General features: G+C 71.0%; 17 protein-coding genes. 13 read left to right on the top strand and 4 right to left on the bottom strand.

Annotation, left to right across the window (positions count from 1 at the left end; genetic code table 11):
• Positions 1-144: 144 nt before the first annotated feature.
• Both rfbC and MEICH_RS0106660 read left to right on the top strand, forming a co-directional pair.
• Positions 145-675, top strand: a complete 531-nt coding sequence (rfbC, locus tag MEICH_RS0106665) for a dTDP-4-dehydrorhamnose 3,5-epimerase (protein ID WP_027891968.1) — start codon at positions 145-147, stop codon at positions 673-675.
• A gap of 19 nt (positions 676-694) precedes the next feature.
• Positions 695-1,234 (top strand): hypothetical protein, encoded by a 540-nt coding sequence (locus MEICH_RS0106660; RefSeq protein ID WP_027891967.1) that lies wholly within the window; start codon positions 695-697, stop codon positions 1,232-1,234.
• Here the strand turns inward: MEICH_RS0106660 and MEICH_RS0106655 are convergent.
• Entirely contained in the window at positions 1,214-2,485 is a 1,272-nt protein-coding gene (locus MEICH_RS0106655) for a replication-associated recombination protein A (RefSeq protein ID WP_036218408.1), read from the bottom strand. The two genes, MEICH_RS0106660 and MEICH_RS0106655, sit on opposite strands and share 21 nt — an antisense overlap.
• Positions 2,486-2,639: 154 nt before the next feature.
• On the opposite strand from MEICH_RS0106655, the gene MEICH_RS0106650 reads away from it, so the two are divergent.
• Positions 2,640-3,380, top strand: coding sequence for a hypothetical protein (locus MEICH_RS0106650; RefSeq protein ID WP_245587628.1), 741 nt, complete (start codon positions 2,640-2,642; stop codon positions 3,378-3,380).
• Between the two features lie 156 nt (positions 3,381-3,536).
• On the opposite strand, the gene MEICH_RS0106645 is transcribed toward MEICH_RS0106650, so the two are convergent.
• Positions 3,537-4,658, bottom strand: a complete 1,122-nt coding sequence (locus tag MEICH_RS0106645; protein ID WP_027891964.1) for a pyridoxal-phosphate-dependent aminotransferase family protein — start codon at positions 4,656-4,658, stop codon at positions 3,537-3,539.
• Between the two features lie 317 nt (positions 4,659-4,975).
• Between MEICH_RS0106645 and MEICH_RS0106640 the strand changes: the two genes are divergently transcribed.
• The 3 genes from MEICH_RS0106640 (at position 4,976) to MEICH_RS0106630 (ending at position 7,332) form a co-directional block, all read left to right on the top strand.
• Complete coding sequence (locus MEICH_RS0106640; protein ID WP_027891963.1) at positions 4,976-5,848, top strand: hypothetical protein; 873 nt, start codon at positions 4,976-4,978, stop codon at positions 5,846-5,848.
• A gap of 56 nt (positions 5,849-5,904) precedes the next feature.
• Positions 5,905-6,978: a J domain-containing protein gene (locus MEICH_RS0106635; RefSeq protein WP_027891962.1), complete on the top strand. Its 1,074-nt coding sequence runs from the start codon at positions 5,905-5,907 to the stop codon at positions 6,976-6,978.
• Between the two features lie 129 nt (positions 6,979-7,107).
• Positions 7,108-7,332, top strand: a complete 225-nt coding sequence (locus MEICH_RS0106630) for a cold-shock protein (protein ID WP_027891961.1) — start codon at positions 7,108-7,110, stop codon at positions 7,330-7,332.
• Between the two features lie 62 nt (positions 7,333-7,394).
• On the opposite strand, the gene MEICH_RS0106625 is transcribed toward MEICH_RS0106630, so the two are convergent.
• Positions 7,395-7,955 (bottom strand): type 1 periplasmic-binding domain-containing protein, encoded by a 561-nt coding sequence (locus tag MEICH_RS0106625; RefSeq protein ID WP_027891960.1) that lies wholly within the window; start codon positions 7,953-7,955, stop codon positions 7,395-7,397.
• A gap of 280 nt (positions 7,956-8,235) precedes the next feature.
• Here MEICH_RS0106625 and MEICH_RS0106620 point away from each other — a divergent pair, with 280 nt between their 5' ends.
• Both MEICH_RS0106620 and MEICH_RS0106615 read left to right on the top strand, forming a co-directional pair.
• Positions 8,236-8,709, top strand: a complete 474-nt coding sequence (locus MEICH_RS0106620) for a GNAT family N-acetyltransferase (RefSeq protein ID WP_027891959.1) — start codon at positions 8,236-8,238, stop codon at positions 8,707-8,709.
• A 47-nt stretch (positions 8,710-8,756) separates the two neighbouring features.
• Complete coding sequence (locus tag MEICH_RS0106615; protein ID WP_027891958.1) at positions 8,757-9,542, top strand: SDR family oxidoreductase; 786 nt, start codon at positions 8,757-8,759, stop codon at positions 9,540-9,542.
• Here MEICH_RS0106615 and MEICH_RS23965 read toward each other — a convergent pair.
• Positions 9,523-10,236 (bottom strand): metallophosphoesterase family protein, encoded by a 714-nt coding sequence (locus MEICH_RS23965; RefSeq protein WP_084542208.1) that lies wholly within the window; start codon positions 10,234-10,236, stop codon positions 9,523-9,525. The genes MEICH_RS0106615 and MEICH_RS23965 overlap by 20 nt on opposite strands.
• Before the next feature lie 51 nt (positions 10,237-10,287).
• Here MEICH_RS23965 and MEICH_RS0106605 point away from each other — a divergent pair, with 51 nt between their 5' ends.
• The 5 genes from MEICH_RS0106605 (at position 10,288) to MEICH_RS0106585 (ending at position 13,883) form a co-directional block, all read left to right on the top strand.
• Positions 10,288-11,256 (top strand): acetylxylan esterase, encoded by a 969-nt coding sequence (locus MEICH_RS0106605; protein WP_027891957.1) that lies wholly within the window; start codon positions 10,288-10,290, stop codon positions 11,254-11,256.
• Positions 11,250-11,870, top strand: coding sequence for a bifunctional 4-hydroxy-2-oxoglutarate aldolase/2-dehydro-3-deoxy-phosphogluconate aldolase (locus MEICH_RS0106600; RefSeq protein WP_027891956.1), 621 nt, complete (start codon positions 11,250-11,252; stop codon positions 11,868-11,870). Before MEICH_RS0106605 ends, MEICH_RS0106600 begins: the two co-directional genes overlap by 7 nt.
• Before the next feature lie 122 nt (positions 11,871-11,992).
• Positions 11,993-12,331 (top strand): antibiotic biosynthesis monooxygenase family protein, encoded by a 339-nt coding sequence (locus MEICH_RS0106595; protein WP_027891955.1) that lies wholly within the window; start codon positions 11,993-11,995, stop codon positions 12,329-12,331.
• The gene (locus MEICH_RS0106590; RefSeq protein WP_027891954.1) at positions 12,328-13,239 is read left to right on the top strand and encodes a heme/hemin ABC transporter substrate-binding protein; all 912 of its coding nucleotides are present in this window, start codon (positions 12,328-12,330) and stop codon (positions 13,237-13,239) included. The genes MEICH_RS0106595 and MEICH_RS0106590 overlap by 4 nt, the downstream gene beginning before the upstream one ends.
• Positions 13,236-13,883: a DUF3386 family protein gene (locus MEICH_RS0106585; protein WP_027891953.1), complete on the top strand. Its 648-nt coding sequence runs from the start codon at positions 13,236-13,238 to the stop codon at positions 13,881-13,883. Before MEICH_RS0106590 ends, MEICH_RS0106585 begins: the two co-directional genes overlap by 4 nt.
• Positions 13,884-13,886: the final 3 nt, after the last annotated feature.

The raw sequence follows: 13,886 nt of genomic DNA, 5'->3' as shown, positions 1-13,886 counted from the left end.
TCACTTTCGGCTTGTCAATAGGAATCCAAAAAAGTCACGCTCGATCGCTCTGCCCCCCTCCCGAAACGCCGTAACGCCCAGTTCACGCGGCTTTCCGGCCGTCCGACGCGCTTTTTCGCGGCCCGCGTGGATATACTCGAGCCCATGAAATTCACCGAGACCCCCCTGAAGGGCGCCTTCGTGGTCGAGCTCGAGCCGCGCGAGGACTTCCGGGGCTTCTTCGCGCGCGCCTATTGCGAGCAGGAATTCGCCCAGCACGGCCTCCCCGACCGCTTCGTGCAGGGCAACATGTCCTACAACCACAAGAAGGGCACGGTGCGCGGGCTGCACTACCAGGTGCCCCCGGCGCTGGAGGCCAAGTTCCTGCGCTGCATCCGCGGGGCCGTCTTCGACGTGATCGTGGACATGCGGCAGGAGTCGCCCACCTACTTGAAGTGGTTCGGCCTCGAGCTCAGCGCCGACAACCGCAAGGCGCTCTACGTGCCTCCCCTCTTCGCCCACGCCTACCAGGCCCTCACCGACGGGGCCGAGGTGTTCTACCTGGTCTCCGAGTTCTACACCCCCGGCACCGAGCGCGGCCTGCGCCCCGACGACCCGGCCATCGGCATCGAGTGGCCGCTGCCCATCGAGGTGATCTCGGAGAAGGACATGTCCTGGCCGCTGCTGCAGCGCTGAAGTCGGCTAGACTGGGGTCATGAGAAAACTTGCCCTGGCGGTGGCGGCCTCGGCCGTCCTGAGCGGCTGCCTGCCGGTCTCGGTGCTCCGCACCCCGGAGCCGGTCGACGGCAGCAGCGTCAGCGTGGGCCTGAGCGGGGTGGTGAGTACGGGGGGCGGGGGCGGCGTCCTGCCGTACCTGGCCTTCGCGCGGGGCGACGGCGAGACCGAGTTCAACGTCTCGGCGCAGTTGGGGGTGCGGGCCGGGGTCAAGCAGCGGCTCGAGCCCGGCCTCAGCCTCGACGCGGGCCTGACCCTGCCCTACGTGCTCTTCGTGCCCGAAACCGTGGGCATCCCGGTGGTCGTGGACGTGGGGCTGCTGGCGGGCCTCGAGGCCTTCTACCTCTCGCCCCGCGTGCAGTGGGTCGGCTTCTCGGTCGACGGGCAGGCCGTCAGCGGCTGGGTCTACCAGCTCACCGGCGGCTACGCGTTCTCGACGTACGTGCTCGAGCTGAGCTACCTGGGCAGCTTCCAGGGGGGCGGCGGGCTGTTCAGCCTCTCAGCGGCGATGCGGCTGTGACCCTTCGGCCTTGCGGAAGCGCTCGCGCAGGCCCTTGAGCCGCTCGCGCACCCGCTCCTCCCAGCCCTCGCCGCTGGCCTCGTAGAGCTCGGCGGGGCGCATCCCCTCGGGCCAGTAGGGCTGGGCGAAGCTGCCCTCGGGGTCGTCGTGGTAGTAGGCGTAGGCCTCGCCGTAGCCGAGCTGCTTCATCAGGCCGGTGGGGGCGTTGCGCAGGTTGAGGGGCACCGGGGCGTCGGGGTGCTGGCGGGCCAGGTCCTGCGCCTTCTTCCAGGCGACGTAGACCGAGTTGGACTTGGGGGCCAGGGCCAGGTAGACCACCAGTTGGGCCAGGGCCAGCTCCCCCTCGGGGCTGCCCAGGAACTCGTAGGTGTCGCGGGCGGCGACGGCCAGGCGCAGGGCCAGGGGGTCGGCCAGGCCCACGTCCTCGGCGGCCATGCGCACCAGGCGGCGGGCGAGGTACAGCGGGTCGGCGCCGCCCTCGAGCATCCGCGCGAAGTAGTACAGCGCCGCGTCGGGGTGGTTGCCCCGCACGCTCTTGTGCAGCGCCGAGATCAGGTCGTAGAAGGCCTCGCCGCCCTTGTCGAAGACCAGGGTCTGGCTGCCCAGCGCCTCCTTGACGGCCCCCACGTCCACCCGCCCGTGGCCGAGTTGCGCGGCCATCTCCAGCGCCGACAAGGCCCGGCGGGCGTCGCCCAGCGAGGCCTGGGCGATGAGCTCGAGCGCCTCGGGCTCGGCCTCCACCCCCTCCAGGCCCTCCGGGTGGTTCAGGGCCCGCTCGAGCACCCGCCGCACCGCGTCCTCGTCGAGCGGCTTGAGCACGTAGACCCGCGCCCTCGAGCGCAGCGCCGGGTTGACCTCGAAGCTGGGGTTCTCGGTGGTGGCCCCGATCAGGGTCAAGAGCCCCGACTCCACGTGCGGCAGCAGCGCGTCCTGCTGCGACTTGTTGAAGCGGTGGATCTCGTCGAGGAAAAGCACGAGCCCGCCCACCTCCCTCGCCCGCGCCACCGCCTCCTTGATCTCCTTGACCCCGGCGTTGACCGCCGAGAGCGCGATCATCTCCTTGCCCACCCCCTGCGCCAGCAGGCGGGCGAGGGTGGTCTTGCCGCTTCCGGGCGGGCCCCACAGCAAGAAGGAGTGCAGGCGGCCGGTCTCGAGCATCCGCCGCAGGGGCTTGCCGGGCCCGGTGAGGTGTTCCTGCCCGACGACCTCCTCGAGGCGGCGGGGGCGTAGGCGTTCGGCGAGTGGGCTCATCGTGTCCAAACCTATTCTCCCGCATCGGCCCCGGCCAAAGGGTAACCCCGTCCCCTCTGGGGTGGCGGCCGTTTTTGCCGTGTGGGAGAGCAAAACAAGGCAGAAGGTGAGAAAGATGTTCGGATATGAGGCGGAATGTCCTATGCTGGAGAGGATGCCCTGGTTGTACGCCGTGCCCTGGATCTTCCTGCTGCTGGGTATAGCCCCTCTGTGGTTTTATTCCCAGCGCGAGGACCTCTACCCAGGCCTGGCCTACCTGATGGCCGCCCTCATCCTCACCGGCGCCGCCAGCCTCTACAACCGCGCCCCGGCGGTGGCGGCGGTGCGGCTGTGCTGGGTGCTTGGCCTGGGCCTGCTGGGCTACACGGTGGCGACCCACGCCGCGCTAAGCCTCACCTCCATGCCCGTCTTCTACCAGGGCAGCGCCGCGGTAGCCGCGCTGGGGGCGGGCGTCGCGGTGCTCTGCGGCCTGTACTTCCTCCAGCAGCGGGAGACCCCGCCCCTGCCCAGCCTGCAGCAGGAATCCTACCGCGAGCGCGGCGGGGCCATGAACCGGGCCGCCCTGATGGCCCTGGCGCCGAGCCTCGAGCCCATGGCCGCCGCCCGCCCCATGATGATGCTCATGCTGCAGACCGCCCCCGACCAGGCCCCCGAGCCCATCCTGCAGACCCTGCGCGGCCCCGACCTGGTGTTCCGCCTGGGCGAGGGCCGCTACCTCCTGATCCTGCAAGAAGGCGGCCCCCAGGCCGTGGCCCCGGTGTTCAAGCGCCTCAAGCAGAACGTCCAGATCCAGGCCTACGCCGCGCTGCCCTACGAGGGCGGCCCGCTCGACAAGGCGCTGGGACAGCTCGAGGCCGAGCTGGAGCACATTTACCTGACGCAGCCGGGGATTTAGGTCGATGTGTCGATGGTCGATGGCCGATAGCTAAATGCCCTTTCTTTGCCCCCCTTAACAAGGGGGGTTGGGGGGATAACCCCTCCCCGCCGGCGGGGAGGGCTTCCTTTCACCACACGCCACGGGCCACGAGCTACAAGCTGACGGCTGACCGCTTTACACCGCTGCTGGCTGGGCGCGCTCGAGGAAGGCCTCCTCCAGGCCGTTCTTGCCCATGACCTCGCCCAGGGCGCGGAAGAAGACGCGGTAGTGCTCCTCGCGGGCGCTCTCGCCCATGAGGCCCAGGCGCAGCACCTGGCCGGCGGTGGGGCCGATGCCCCCGGCCACCGAGACGCCGCGCTGGTAGAGGCCCTTGCGGAGGTCGGCCTCGCTGAAGCCTTCAGGGGGGCGCACGGTGAGGACGGTGTGCAGGCGGGCCTCGGGGGCGGCGTAGGCGCGGAAGCCGAGCTCCTCGAGCAGCCCCAGCACCTGGCCGTACAGGCGCTTGGCCCGCTGGTAGCGCTTCTCCAGGCCCTCCTCCAGCGCGAGGCGCAGGGCCTCCTCGAGGGCGAAGTGCAGCAGCACCGGGGAGGTGCAGAAGTAGCCCTCCTGCTCCCAGTAGACCGCCACGCGCGCCAGGTCGGAGTACCAGCCCGGCACGTGGGCCTTGCCCAGCCGCTCCCGGCCGCGCCGGGAGAGGGCGAAGGGGGCCAGCCCGGGCGGGGCCGAGAGGCACTTCTGGCTGCCGGTGAAGGCGTAGTCCACGCCCATGGCGGTCATGGAGAGGGGCATCATGCCCGCGGTGGTCACCGCGTCGAGCATGAAGTAAGCCCCGTGCTCGCGCACCAGGGCCGCGATCTCGGCGGCGGGGTTGATCACCCCGGTGCTGGTCTCGCCGTGCACCAGCGTGACGAGTTGGTAGCGGCGCTCGGCGAGGGCCCGGCGCACGGCCTCGGGGTCGACGGGCTGTCCGGGCTCGGCCCGCAGCACGGTGTAGCGCATCCCGTAGGCGTGGGCGATCTCCACCATGCGCTCGCCGAAGGTGCCGTTGACCAGCAGCAGCACGGCGTCGCCCTGCGAGGCCAGGTTGGTCAGGCCCGCCTCCATCCCCAGGCTGCCCGAGCCCGGCATGGCCGCGAGCAGGGCCCCCTCCCCGGCGCCGAAGAGGGCCTCGAGGTAGCCGCGGATGCGCCGGTTGGTGGCGAGGGTCTCGGGGTCGAGGTGGCCGCGCATCGGCTTGGCGAGCGCCGCCTGGACCAGGGGGTGGATGGGGGTGGGGCCGGGGGTCAGCAGGACCATGGTTTCCTCCGAGGACTCGCCGCCTCGAGCCTGGGCTGTAGGGGCTTACGCTTCACTGCTATCACCTTCGGTCTGCGCTCGGCGCGGGCATAGCAAAACCCCCCGCTGGGCAAATCCCGACGGCCTCATGCAGCGAAGCATGAGCGCCGTTACAGGATAGCTCGGGCGGAGGGTCGCATCTGCCTCCGACTATAGCAGCGGTAGTGAGATGTGTAAAGCGCTCATGTCACTCACGGGCTTAGCCCAACCTTAATCGCCCCAGGGCCAACTCGACAATCCCAGATTTTTTTGGAGTTGAGCCCTGCCACACTGGAACCATGACCGAGGCCAGCCGCTACCTGAGGGCGCTCGCCCAGCAGAGCGCCCGCGTCTACACCCCGCACCCCGACTGCCGCGCCATGCTGCTGGCAGGCTCGGCGGCCGCCGGGGAGGCCGACTTCCGCTCCGACCTCGACCTCATCCTCTACTACGCCGCCCTGCCCACCGAGGAGGCCCTGGCCGAGGCCCGGCGGCGGAACGGGGGCGGCGAGCGGCTGTGGGTGAACGACAGCCGCGCGGAGGGCGCGGTCGTCGAGGCCTACAACGCCGGGGGGGTGCAGGTACAGATCGTGCACACTACGGTGGGGCGCTGGGAGAAGACCCTGGACGACGTGCTCGAGCGGCTCGACCTCGAGCCCACCCTGCAGAAGGCGCTCTCGGGCCTGGAAGAGGGGGTGGCCCTGCACGGCGAGGCGCTCATCGAGGGGTGGAAGGCCCGGCTGGCCGACTACCCCGCGGCCCTGGCCGAGGCCATGGTGCGCAAGCACCTGCAGTTCTTCCCGCTGTGGGGGATGCAGGAGTACTTCGCCCCCCGCGACGCCTGGCTGTGGCAGCAGCAGACCCTGCTCGAGGCCGCCCAGAACCTGCTGGGGGTGCTGGCCGGGGTCAACCGGGTGTACTACTCGACCTTCCAGTTCAAGCGCATGCGCAAGTTCATCGAGCGGCTGCGCCACAAGCCCGGCGGCCTGGCCGAGCGGCTGGAGGGCTTGGTCGGCGCGGACCCGGCCGCCGGGGCGCGGGAGCTCGAGCGCCTGGTCGCGGAGGTGCTCGAGCTCGTCGAGGCCCACCTGCCGCAGGTCGACACCGCACGGCTACGCGGCCGCATCGGCTGGCGGCAGCCGGCCTGGGCTCTCCCCCAGCCGGAGGCCTGAGGGCCGCGCGTCAGGGGCACCCCGGCGAAAACTTTAGTCTGCTAGACTAAACTTCGATGAAGGACTATTACGCAACCTTGGGCGTGAGCCGTGAGGCCACTCCGGACGAGATCAAGAAGGCTTACCGGAAGCTGGCCCTGCAATACCACCCGGACAAGAACCCGGGGAACAAGGAGGCGGAGGAAAAGTTCAAGGCCATCAACGAGGCCTACTCGGTGCTCTCCGACCCCGAAAAGCGGGCCAACTACGACCGTTACGGCACCGAGGCCCCCCAGATGGGCGGCTTCCCCGGCGGGTTCGGCGACGTGTTCGACCTCTTCGAGCAGGTCTTCGGCTTCCGCTCCCCGGGCGGGCCGGGACGGGCCCCCCGCGGGGAGGACCTCGAGGCCACCGTCGAGCTCGAGCTCATCGACGTGCTGCACGGTGCCGAGAAGGAGCTGAACTACCAGCGGCTGGTGACCTGCGAGGCCTGCGCGGGCCAGGGCGGCAAGCGCGAGCCCTGCAGGAACTGCCACGGGCGGGGCGTGGTCGAGCAGGTGCAGCGCACCATCTTCGGCAACGTGATGACCCAGGCCCCCTGCGCGGCCTGCCGCGGCCGGGGTTACACCATGAGCGAGACCTGCCCCACCTGCAAGGGCCAGGGCCGGGTGCGGCGCGAGGAGCACATCAAGGTGCAGATGCCCGCAGGCATCGACGAGAACCAGCTCCTGCGGGTGTCGGGCATGGGCAACCTGGGGCCGGGCGGGCCCGGCGACCTCTTCGTGCGGCCCCGCCTCGCCCCCCACCCCCACCTCGAGCGCGAGGGACCCCACCTCGTCTACCGCCTCAAGCTGGGGCTGGCCCAGGCGGCGCTGGGCACCAAGGTGGAGGTGCCGGGGCTCGAGGGCCCCATCCCCCTCGACATCCCCCCCGGCACCGAGCACGGCGAGGTGTTCGAGATGGAGGGCAAGGGCCTGCCCCACGCCGGGCGGCGCCACCGCGGCAACCTCCAGGTCGTCACCGAGATTGCCGTGCCGCGCAACCTCTCCGACCGCGCCCGCCAGCTCCTGCGCGAGTTCGCCCAGGAGACCGGCGAGGAGGTCGCCCCGGAGGGCTTTTGGGACAAGCTGAAGCGGGTTTTCAAAGGATAGACACGCCAGATGAGAGCGTGCTAGGCTGAGGCATCTGGGCCACTGGGGTAGCCCCCAAGGCAATGCAGGACCCCGTCACCCGGATGGAGCCTCGCCCGGCGGGCGATCGCTCGGCACGTAAGGAGCAGTATGCAGAAAGGCAAAGTGAAGTGGTTTAACGCCGAGAAGGGGTACGGGTTTATCGAGCGCGAGGGGGACAGCGACGTGTTCGTCCACTACAGCGCCATCAACTCCAAGGGCTTCCGCACCCTCAACGAGGGCGACGTGGTGAGCTTCGAGGTGGAAAGCGGCAAGAACGGCAAGGGGCCCCAGGCGGCCAACGTGACCGTGCTCGAGCCCGCCAAGCGGTTCTAGGCTCCTGATCTCGTAACCCCAAAACCCCCGGCCGCGGCCGGGGGTTTTTCTGCCGGGGCGGGTCAAATCACGGTGAAGCTCAGCAGCAGCTTCTTCACCTCGTAGTCGAGCCGGAGGGTGCCGCCCTCGGCGGCGGTGGCGGTGCCGCCGAACACCAGCACCACCTGGACCTTCTTGTCGTTGACCGCCGCCACCTGCTCGGCGGTGAGGTCGGCGCTGCCCTCGAGCTCGAAGCTGCCGGCGCCAAGGTCCAGGACCTGGGAACTGCCCAGCCTGTACCGCTCCTGCACGACGTCGGCTACGCCGGCCGGGGCCAGGTAGGCCTGCACGGTCACGGTGCCGCTCAGCCCCGGCCCGCTCGTGGCGAGCGCCACCTCGTAGATCAGGCGGACCGACTTGAAGCTCACCGGGACGTTCTGGCCGCTGAAGTCGAGGCTCCAGGGGCCTTCCTGCGGCAGGGTCACCCCGTCGAAGGTGACCGTACCCCTGGGCACTTCGCGGCTATAACTCCCCGACTTGCGGCTCCCGAGGTGGCCCAAGAGGTCGAGGGTGATGGGCAGGATCGCGCACGCCCCCAACAAGCCGGCGGCGCCCGCTAACAGGAGAAGGCGGACACGGTTCATGGGCAGAGGATACCCGTCTTAACTGATTCCCCGCTGGGTCCCCCTCCCCACCGGCATCAAGAGTCGGGGGTCGGGGGTCTAGGGTCAAGGCGTTTTGCGTCTTGCCTTCCGCGTTTAGCTATCGGCTATCGGCTATCGGCTATGAGCTATCGGCGTACGCCGTACGCCGTACGACCCGCGCCCGGCGCCCGGCATCCGACCAACGAGCGCCCTGAACGCCCCTGCGCCGTGTCCTATAACCCAAATCTCAGAGTGCCAGGGGATAAAATCAGGGCAAACCATGAGGATCGCTGACCGTTTTCAATTCCGTCCTGTACTGCCGGCATTGGCCCCCGAGATTCACCGCCTGTATTTGGACAGCCCCACCTACTTCAACCTCATCGGCATGGAAGTCCCCTCGCTGGCCGACGTCGAACGGGAGCTCGAGGTGCTCGAGCACGACCCCCGGCGCCGGGTCTCGCTGCTCGAGCAAGACGGGGAGGTGGTGGGCTACCTCGACTACAAGCTCACCTACCCCGAGGAGGGCGCCGCGACCATCAGCCTGCTGCTGATCCGGGAAAGCCTGCAGGGCCAGGGCCTGGGGGCCCGGGCGCTGGGCGAGCTCGAGGCCCGCCTGCGGGGCCAGGTGGAGCGGCTGTTCGCGGTGGTCTACGGCGACAACCCGGTCGCCCGTCACTTCTGGTCGCGCCAGGGCTTCGCCCACCTGCGCGACAGCGGCCCGTCGCTGAGCTGGTACGTCAAGAGCCTGGCCTAGCGGCCCACCCCTTGACGCTCGGCGGCCGAGCCCCGAGACTCCTCCTTATGGACCTGGGAATCAGGGGGAAAACCGCGCTGGTGACCGGCGCTTCACAGGGGATCGGCCGTGCGATCGCGCTGGGGTTGGCCCAGGAGGGGGCCCGGGTGCTGGCGGTGGCCCGGAACGCCGAGAAGCTCGAGCAACTGGTGGCCGAGATCGAGGCCATGGGCGGCGAGGCCAGGGCCATCCCCGCCGACCTCAGCCGGGGCGAGGAGGTCGAGGGGATCCTGGCCCAGGCCCAAAGCTTCGGCACCGTCGAGATCCTGCTGGCCAACACCGGCGGGCCCCGCCCCTCCCCGGCGCAGGACCTCGGCGCCATGGACTTCCGCCAGGCGGCCGACAGCCTGCTCTACCCCCTGATCCGGCTGGTGGGCGGCCTCCTGCCGGGCATGAAGGCCCAGGGCTTCGGGCGCATCCTGGCCGTGACCTCGCTGGCGGTGAAGGAGCCCATCGAGAACCTGGCCCTCTCCAACACCCTGCGGGCCGCCGTGACCGGCTACCTCAAGACCCTCTCGCGCGAGGTGGCCGGCCACGGCATCACCGTCAACACGCTGGCCCCGGGCTACACCCTCACCGAGCGGGTCACCGAGGTCTTCGAGTACCGCGCCAAGCAGCAGGGGGGCAGCCTCGAGGCCGCCCTGCAGCAGCAGGCCCAGCAGATCCCGGCCGGGCGGCTGGGGCGGCCGCAGGAGATCGCCGACGTGGCGCTGTTCTTGCTCTCCAGCCGCGCCAGCTACCTCACCGGCCAGACCCTGGTGGTGGACGGGGGCTTCACCCGAGCCCTTCTGTGAGGGCTTCCTCCAGGGCCTCGACCGGGTACTCGTTGACCGTGCCGAAGCGCGGGTGGTGGACCGGGTTCACCGGCCAGCCCTGCTCGCGGCAGACCCGGGCGGCCCGGCGGCCCAGGGCCGAGGCCTGGGCCTCGCCCAGCCGCAGGCCCCGCGTCGCCAGGAAGGCCTCCACGGTCTGCCAGGCCCGCTCGCGGCTCTCCCCCACCCGGGCGCCGAGTTCGACGGCCTCGGCCTTGCGGATGCGCCCGCCGGCGACCTCGAGCCGCACCAGCGTCTTGACCCGGTGGATGCCCTCCTCGCCGCAGGCCCCGGGGTTGAGGTAGAGGATGCCCGCCGCGTCGCGCTCGACCCGCAGGATGTGCGAGTGGCCGCAGACGATGAGGTCGGGGCGGCGGGCCCGCACCCGCCGGCGCACCTCGGGGAGGTAGTGGCCGGGCGTGCCCGCCTGGTGGACGAGCAGCACCTTCATCCCCTCGGCCTCGAACTCCAGGCGCCCGTGCGTGCGGGCCCGCACCTCCGGGCCGTCCACGTTGCCCCAGACCGCCCGCAGGGGCTTGCCCAGCCCCTCGAGCGCGTCGAGCACGGCCTCGCTGCCCACGTCCCCGGCGTGCCAGACCTCGTCCACGCCGCGCAGCGCCTCGAGCGCCTCGGCCTCCAGCACCCCGTGGGTGTCGCTGAGTATCCCGATCCACACGCCTAGAGTCTAAACGGTGGACAGCGCGCTCCCCCTCGAATAATCTGCCGTATGCCCCTCTTCGACTACCCGCTCGAGCGCCTCCAGGCCTACCTCCCCGAGCGCGACGAGCCCGCCGACTTCGACGCCTTCTGGCGGCAGACGCTCTCCGAGGCCCGCCAGCACCCCCTCGACGCCCGCTTCGAGCCGGCCGACTTCGGGCTGAGGACGCTCGAGGTCTTCGACGTGACCTTCAGCGGCTACGCGGGCCAGCCCATCAAGGGCTGGTTCCTGCTGCCCCGGCAGCGCGAGGGGGGGCTGCCCTGTGTGGTGGAGTACGTGGGCTACGGCGGCGGGCGCGGCTTCCCGGTGGAGTGGCTGACCTACGCCAGCGCGGGCTACGCCCACCTCGTCATGGACACGCGGGGGCAGGGCTCGAGGTGGCGCAGGGGCGACACCCCCGACCTCGCCCCCGACGGCGACAACCCCCAGCACCCCGGCTTCCTGACCCGGGGCGTGCTGAGCCCCAAGACCTACTACTACCGCCGCCTCTTCACCGACGCGGTGCGGGCGGTGGAGGCGGCGCGGAGCCACCCCGCCGTGGACCCGGGCCGCCTCGCGGTGGCCGGGGGGAGCCAGGGCGGGGGCATCGCCCTCGCGGTCGCCGGGCTCGCCGACGTGCAGGCGGCGCTGCCCGACGTGCCCTTCCTCTGCCACTACCGCCGGGCCACCGAGGTCGTGGACACCGCGCCTTACAACGAGATCGCCGCCTTCTGCCGCGTCCACCGCGACAAGGTGGGGCAGGTCTTCGCCACCTTGGGCTACTTCGACGGGGTGAACTTCGCGGCCCGGGCCACGGCGCCGGCGCTGTTCTCGGTGGGCCTGATGGACGACATCTGCCCGCCCAGCACCGTCTACGCCGCCTACAACCACTACGCCGGGCCCAAGGAGATCCGGGTGTACCCCTACAACAACCACGAGGGCGGCGAGAGCTTCCACACCCTCGAGAAGCTGCGCTTCCTGAAGGGCCTGGGGTGGTAGCCGCGCTGCGGGAGGCGAAAGTGGTGGGGGTCTTGCGGGCCCCCACGGCCCGGGCCGCGGTGGAGGCGGCGCTGGCAGCGGCTCGGGGTGGCCTGCGGGCCGTCGAGCTCACCTTCACCACCCCCGGGGTGCTCGAGGCCCTGCGTGAGCTGCGCGAGCGCCTGCCGGCGGTGCTCTTGGGGGCCGGGACCGTGCTCGGCGCCCGCGAGGCCGAGGCCGCCGCGGGGGCGGGGGCGGCCTTCCTGGTGAGCCCGCACCTGGGGGAGGACGTGCTCGAGCTGTGCCGGGCGCGGGGGGTCCCCTACGTCCCCGGCGTGCTCACCCCCACCGAGGTCGTGCGGGCGCGGGCCCTGGGCGCGGAGGTGGTCAAGCTGTTCCCGGCGGGCTCGAGCGGGGGCATCCCCTACCTCAAGGACCTGCTGGGGCCTTTCCCCGACCTCCAGGTCATGGCTACCGGCGGCATCAAGCCTGCCGAAGTCCCGGCCTACCTGCGGGCCGGGGCGCTGGCGGTGGGCCTGGGGTCCAACCTCTTCCCCAGGGCGGCGCTCGAGGCCGGCGACTGGGCCGCCGTCGAGACCGCCACCCGCCAGGCCCTCGCCGAGGCTGGCGTCTAGGCCGAGCCTGGGCCGCTCCCGGCAGCAATAACAGTTATCATTTTCAATATACCTAAATTCCGACCGGAATACTTGACTTTAAGGGACGTTCGTCCTAGCCTTGGCTCTCGAGGAGGTCAGGGATGTTCGTTACCATGAACCGCATTTCGGTGAACCTCGAGTACGCCCGGCAATTCGAGGAGAACTTCCAGCGCCGCGCCCGGCTCGTCGACCGGATGCCCGGCTTTATCCGCAACCTGGTTTTGCGGCCCGCCAACCCCGCCGAGCAGCCCTATATGGTGATGACCTTTTGGGAGAGCCGGGCCCACTTCGAGGGCTGGGTGAACAGCCCGGAGTTCAAGGAGGGGCACGCCCGCAGCGGCACCCTGCCGCGCGAGGCCTTCCGGGGACACTCCCAGCTCGAGACCTACGAGGTCTTCACCGACAGCGCCGAAGCCCCGGCCCAGGAGGCCGGCCGATGAGGCGCGGCACGGCGCTGCTGGCCCTGCTGGCGGGGCTGGCGCTGGCCCAGCCCTTCACTGTCAAGGACGCGCGGGGCCAGGCCGTCACGGTGCGGTCCACCGAGCGCATCGTCAGCCTCAACGGTTCCACCACCGAGATCCTCTTCGCCCTGGGGGTGGGCGAGCGGGTGGTGGGGCGCGACGACAGCAGCTACTACCCCGCGGCCACGCTGCGGCTGCCCAGCGTGGGGTACCAGTTCCGGCTCAACGCCGAGGGCATCCTGGCGCTGCGGCCCACCCTGGTGCTCGGGCGCGAGGACGTCAAGCCGCCGCAGGTCCTCGAGCAGCTCGAGGGCGCGGGGGTGAGCGTGGTGCGCGTGCCCGACAGGCCCACCCTCGAGGGGGCCCGCGAGAAGATCCGCACCATAGCCGCCGCGGTGGGGCGCGTGCAGCGCGGGGAAGAGCTCATCCGGCGCATGGAGCGCGACCTGCTGGCCCTGCGCTCCAAGCTCGCGCAGCGGCGCACGAGGCTCAGGGGGCTCTTCCTCTACCTGCGCGGCCCCCAGACCACCTTCGTCTGCGGGGAGGGCTCGAACCCGGTGGGGATGATGGAGCTGGCGGGCATCGCCAACGCGGCCAGGGGCATCAAGGACTGCGCCCAGATGACCGCCGAGGCGGTGGTGGCGGCCAAGCCCGACCTGATCGTGGTCTTCACCAAGGGCCTACAGAGCATCGGCGGGGTGGAGGGCCTGAGGAAGCTCCCCGGCGTGTCGCAGACCCCCGCCGGGCAGGCCGGGCGGGTGGTGGCGATCGACGACCTGTACCTGGGCGGCTTCGGCCCCCGCACCGGGCAGGCCGCGCTCGACCTGTTCATCGGGGCCTACGAGCGCAGCGGGCTCTACGTCGCGGGGCCCAAGGAGGAGCTGTGAACGCCACCGCCTCGGCCTACGAGCTGCTCGAGCTCGCCCGCGCCAGCGCCTACACCCTGCCCGAGGGCTTCGGCGGCTTCAGCGCCGACCTCGAGCTCTACCTGGACGGTAGCTGGCACCGCGGGCGCGTGGTGGCCCGCACACCCGGGGACATCGAGCTGCACCTGGCGGTCGGCAGGGCCGAGCCCTCGCTGGAGGACCTGCTCGAGTGGCCCCGGCGCGAGCTGGCCTCCATGCTGGCCCACCGCTCACCCCGCCCCTTCGCCCAGGGCGAGGGGCAGTACCCCATGCGCGTCACGGGGGAGGGCCCGCTGGGCACCCGCGTCGAGCTCGAGGACCCCCTGCGCTCGGCGCTGTGGGTGCAGGAGGGGCGGGTCCGGGTGGTCGAGCGCAACTTCCCCGCCTCCTCCTTCCGCATCCACCTGCACGCCTACGCCGAGGCGGGCGCCAGGCACCTCCCCGCGCACTTCACCGTGACCCACCGCCGGGCCGACGGGAGCCTCGAGGCCGTGGAGAGCTTCGCCGACGCCTACGCCGAGGTGGCGGGGGTCTGGCTGCCCGAGCGCCGCCAGGTGGTGCGCCACGACGAGCAGGGCCTCAGCGTGCGCGAGCTGCGCCTGAGCCGCCACCGGCTGCTGGGTTGAGCC

The sequence above is a fragment of the Calidithermus chliarophilus DSM 9957 genome (genome assembly GCF_000430045.1).
GTDB lineage: Bacteria > Deinococcota > Deinococci > Deinococcales > Thermaceae > Calidithermus > Calidithermus chliarophilus.
The sequence above is the reverse complement of the archived record's forward strand: the minus strand, read 5'-3'. Positions and strand labels throughout refer to the sequence as shown.

Excerpts from the sequence above, each read along its gene's own strand:
- rfbC (WP_027891968.1), top strand. The coding sequence starts at position 145 with ATGAAATTCACCGAGACCCCCCTGAAGGGCGCCTTCGTGGTCGAGCTC.
- MEICH_RS0106660 (WP_027891967.1), top strand. The coding sequence starts at position 695 with ATGAGAAAACTTGCCCTGGCGGTGGCGGCCTCGGCCGTCCTGAGCGGC.
- MEICH_RS0106655 (WP_036218408.1), bottom strand. The coding sequence starts at position 2,485 with ATGAGCCCACTCGCCGAACGCCTACGCCCCCGCCGCCTCGAGGAGGTC.
- MEICH_RS0106650 (WP_245587628.1), top strand. The coding sequence starts at position 2,640 with ATGCCCTGGTTGTACGCCGTGCCCTGGATCTTCCTGCTGCTGGGTATA.
- MEICH_RS0106645 (WP_027891964.1), bottom strand. The coding sequence starts at position 4,658 with ATGGTCCTGCTGACCCCCGGCCCCACCCCCATCCACCCCCTGGTCCAG.
- MEICH_RS0106640 (WP_027891963.1), top strand. The coding sequence starts at position 4,976 with ATGACCGAGGCCAGCCGCTACCTGAGGGCGCTCGCCCAGCAGAGCGCC.
- MEICH_RS0106635 (WP_027891962.1), top strand. The coding sequence starts at position 5,905 with ATGAAGGACTATTACGCAACCTTGGGCGTGAGCCGTGAGGCCACTCCG.
- MEICH_RS0106630 (WP_027891961.1), top strand. The coding sequence starts at position 7,108 with ATGCAGAAAGGCAAAGTGAAGTGGTTTAACGCCGAGAAGGGGTACGGG.
- MEICH_RS0106625 (WP_027891960.1), bottom strand. The coding sequence starts at position 7,955 with ATGAACCGTGTCCGCCTTCTCCTGTTAGCGGGCGCCGCCGGCTTGTTG.
- MEICH_RS0106620 (WP_027891959.1), top strand. The coding sequence starts at position 8,236 with ATGAGGATCGCTGACCGTTTTCAATTCCGTCCTGTACTGCCGGCATTG.
- MEICH_RS0106615 (WP_027891958.1), top strand. The coding sequence starts at position 8,757 with ATGGACCTGGGAATCAGGGGGAAAACCGCGCTGGTGACCGGCGCTTCA.
- MEICH_RS0106605 (WP_027891957.1), top strand. The coding sequence starts at position 10,288 with ATGCCCCTCTTCGACTACCCGCTCGAGCGCCTCCAGGCCTACCTCCCC.
- MEICH_RS0106595 (WP_027891955.1), top strand. The coding sequence starts at position 11,993 with ATGTTCGTTACCATGAACCGCATTTCGGTGAACCTCGAGTACGCCCGG.
- MEICH_RS0106590 (WP_027891954.1), top strand. The coding sequence starts at position 12,328 with ATGAGGCGCGGCACGGCGCTGCTGGCCCTGCTGGCGGGGCTGGCGCTG.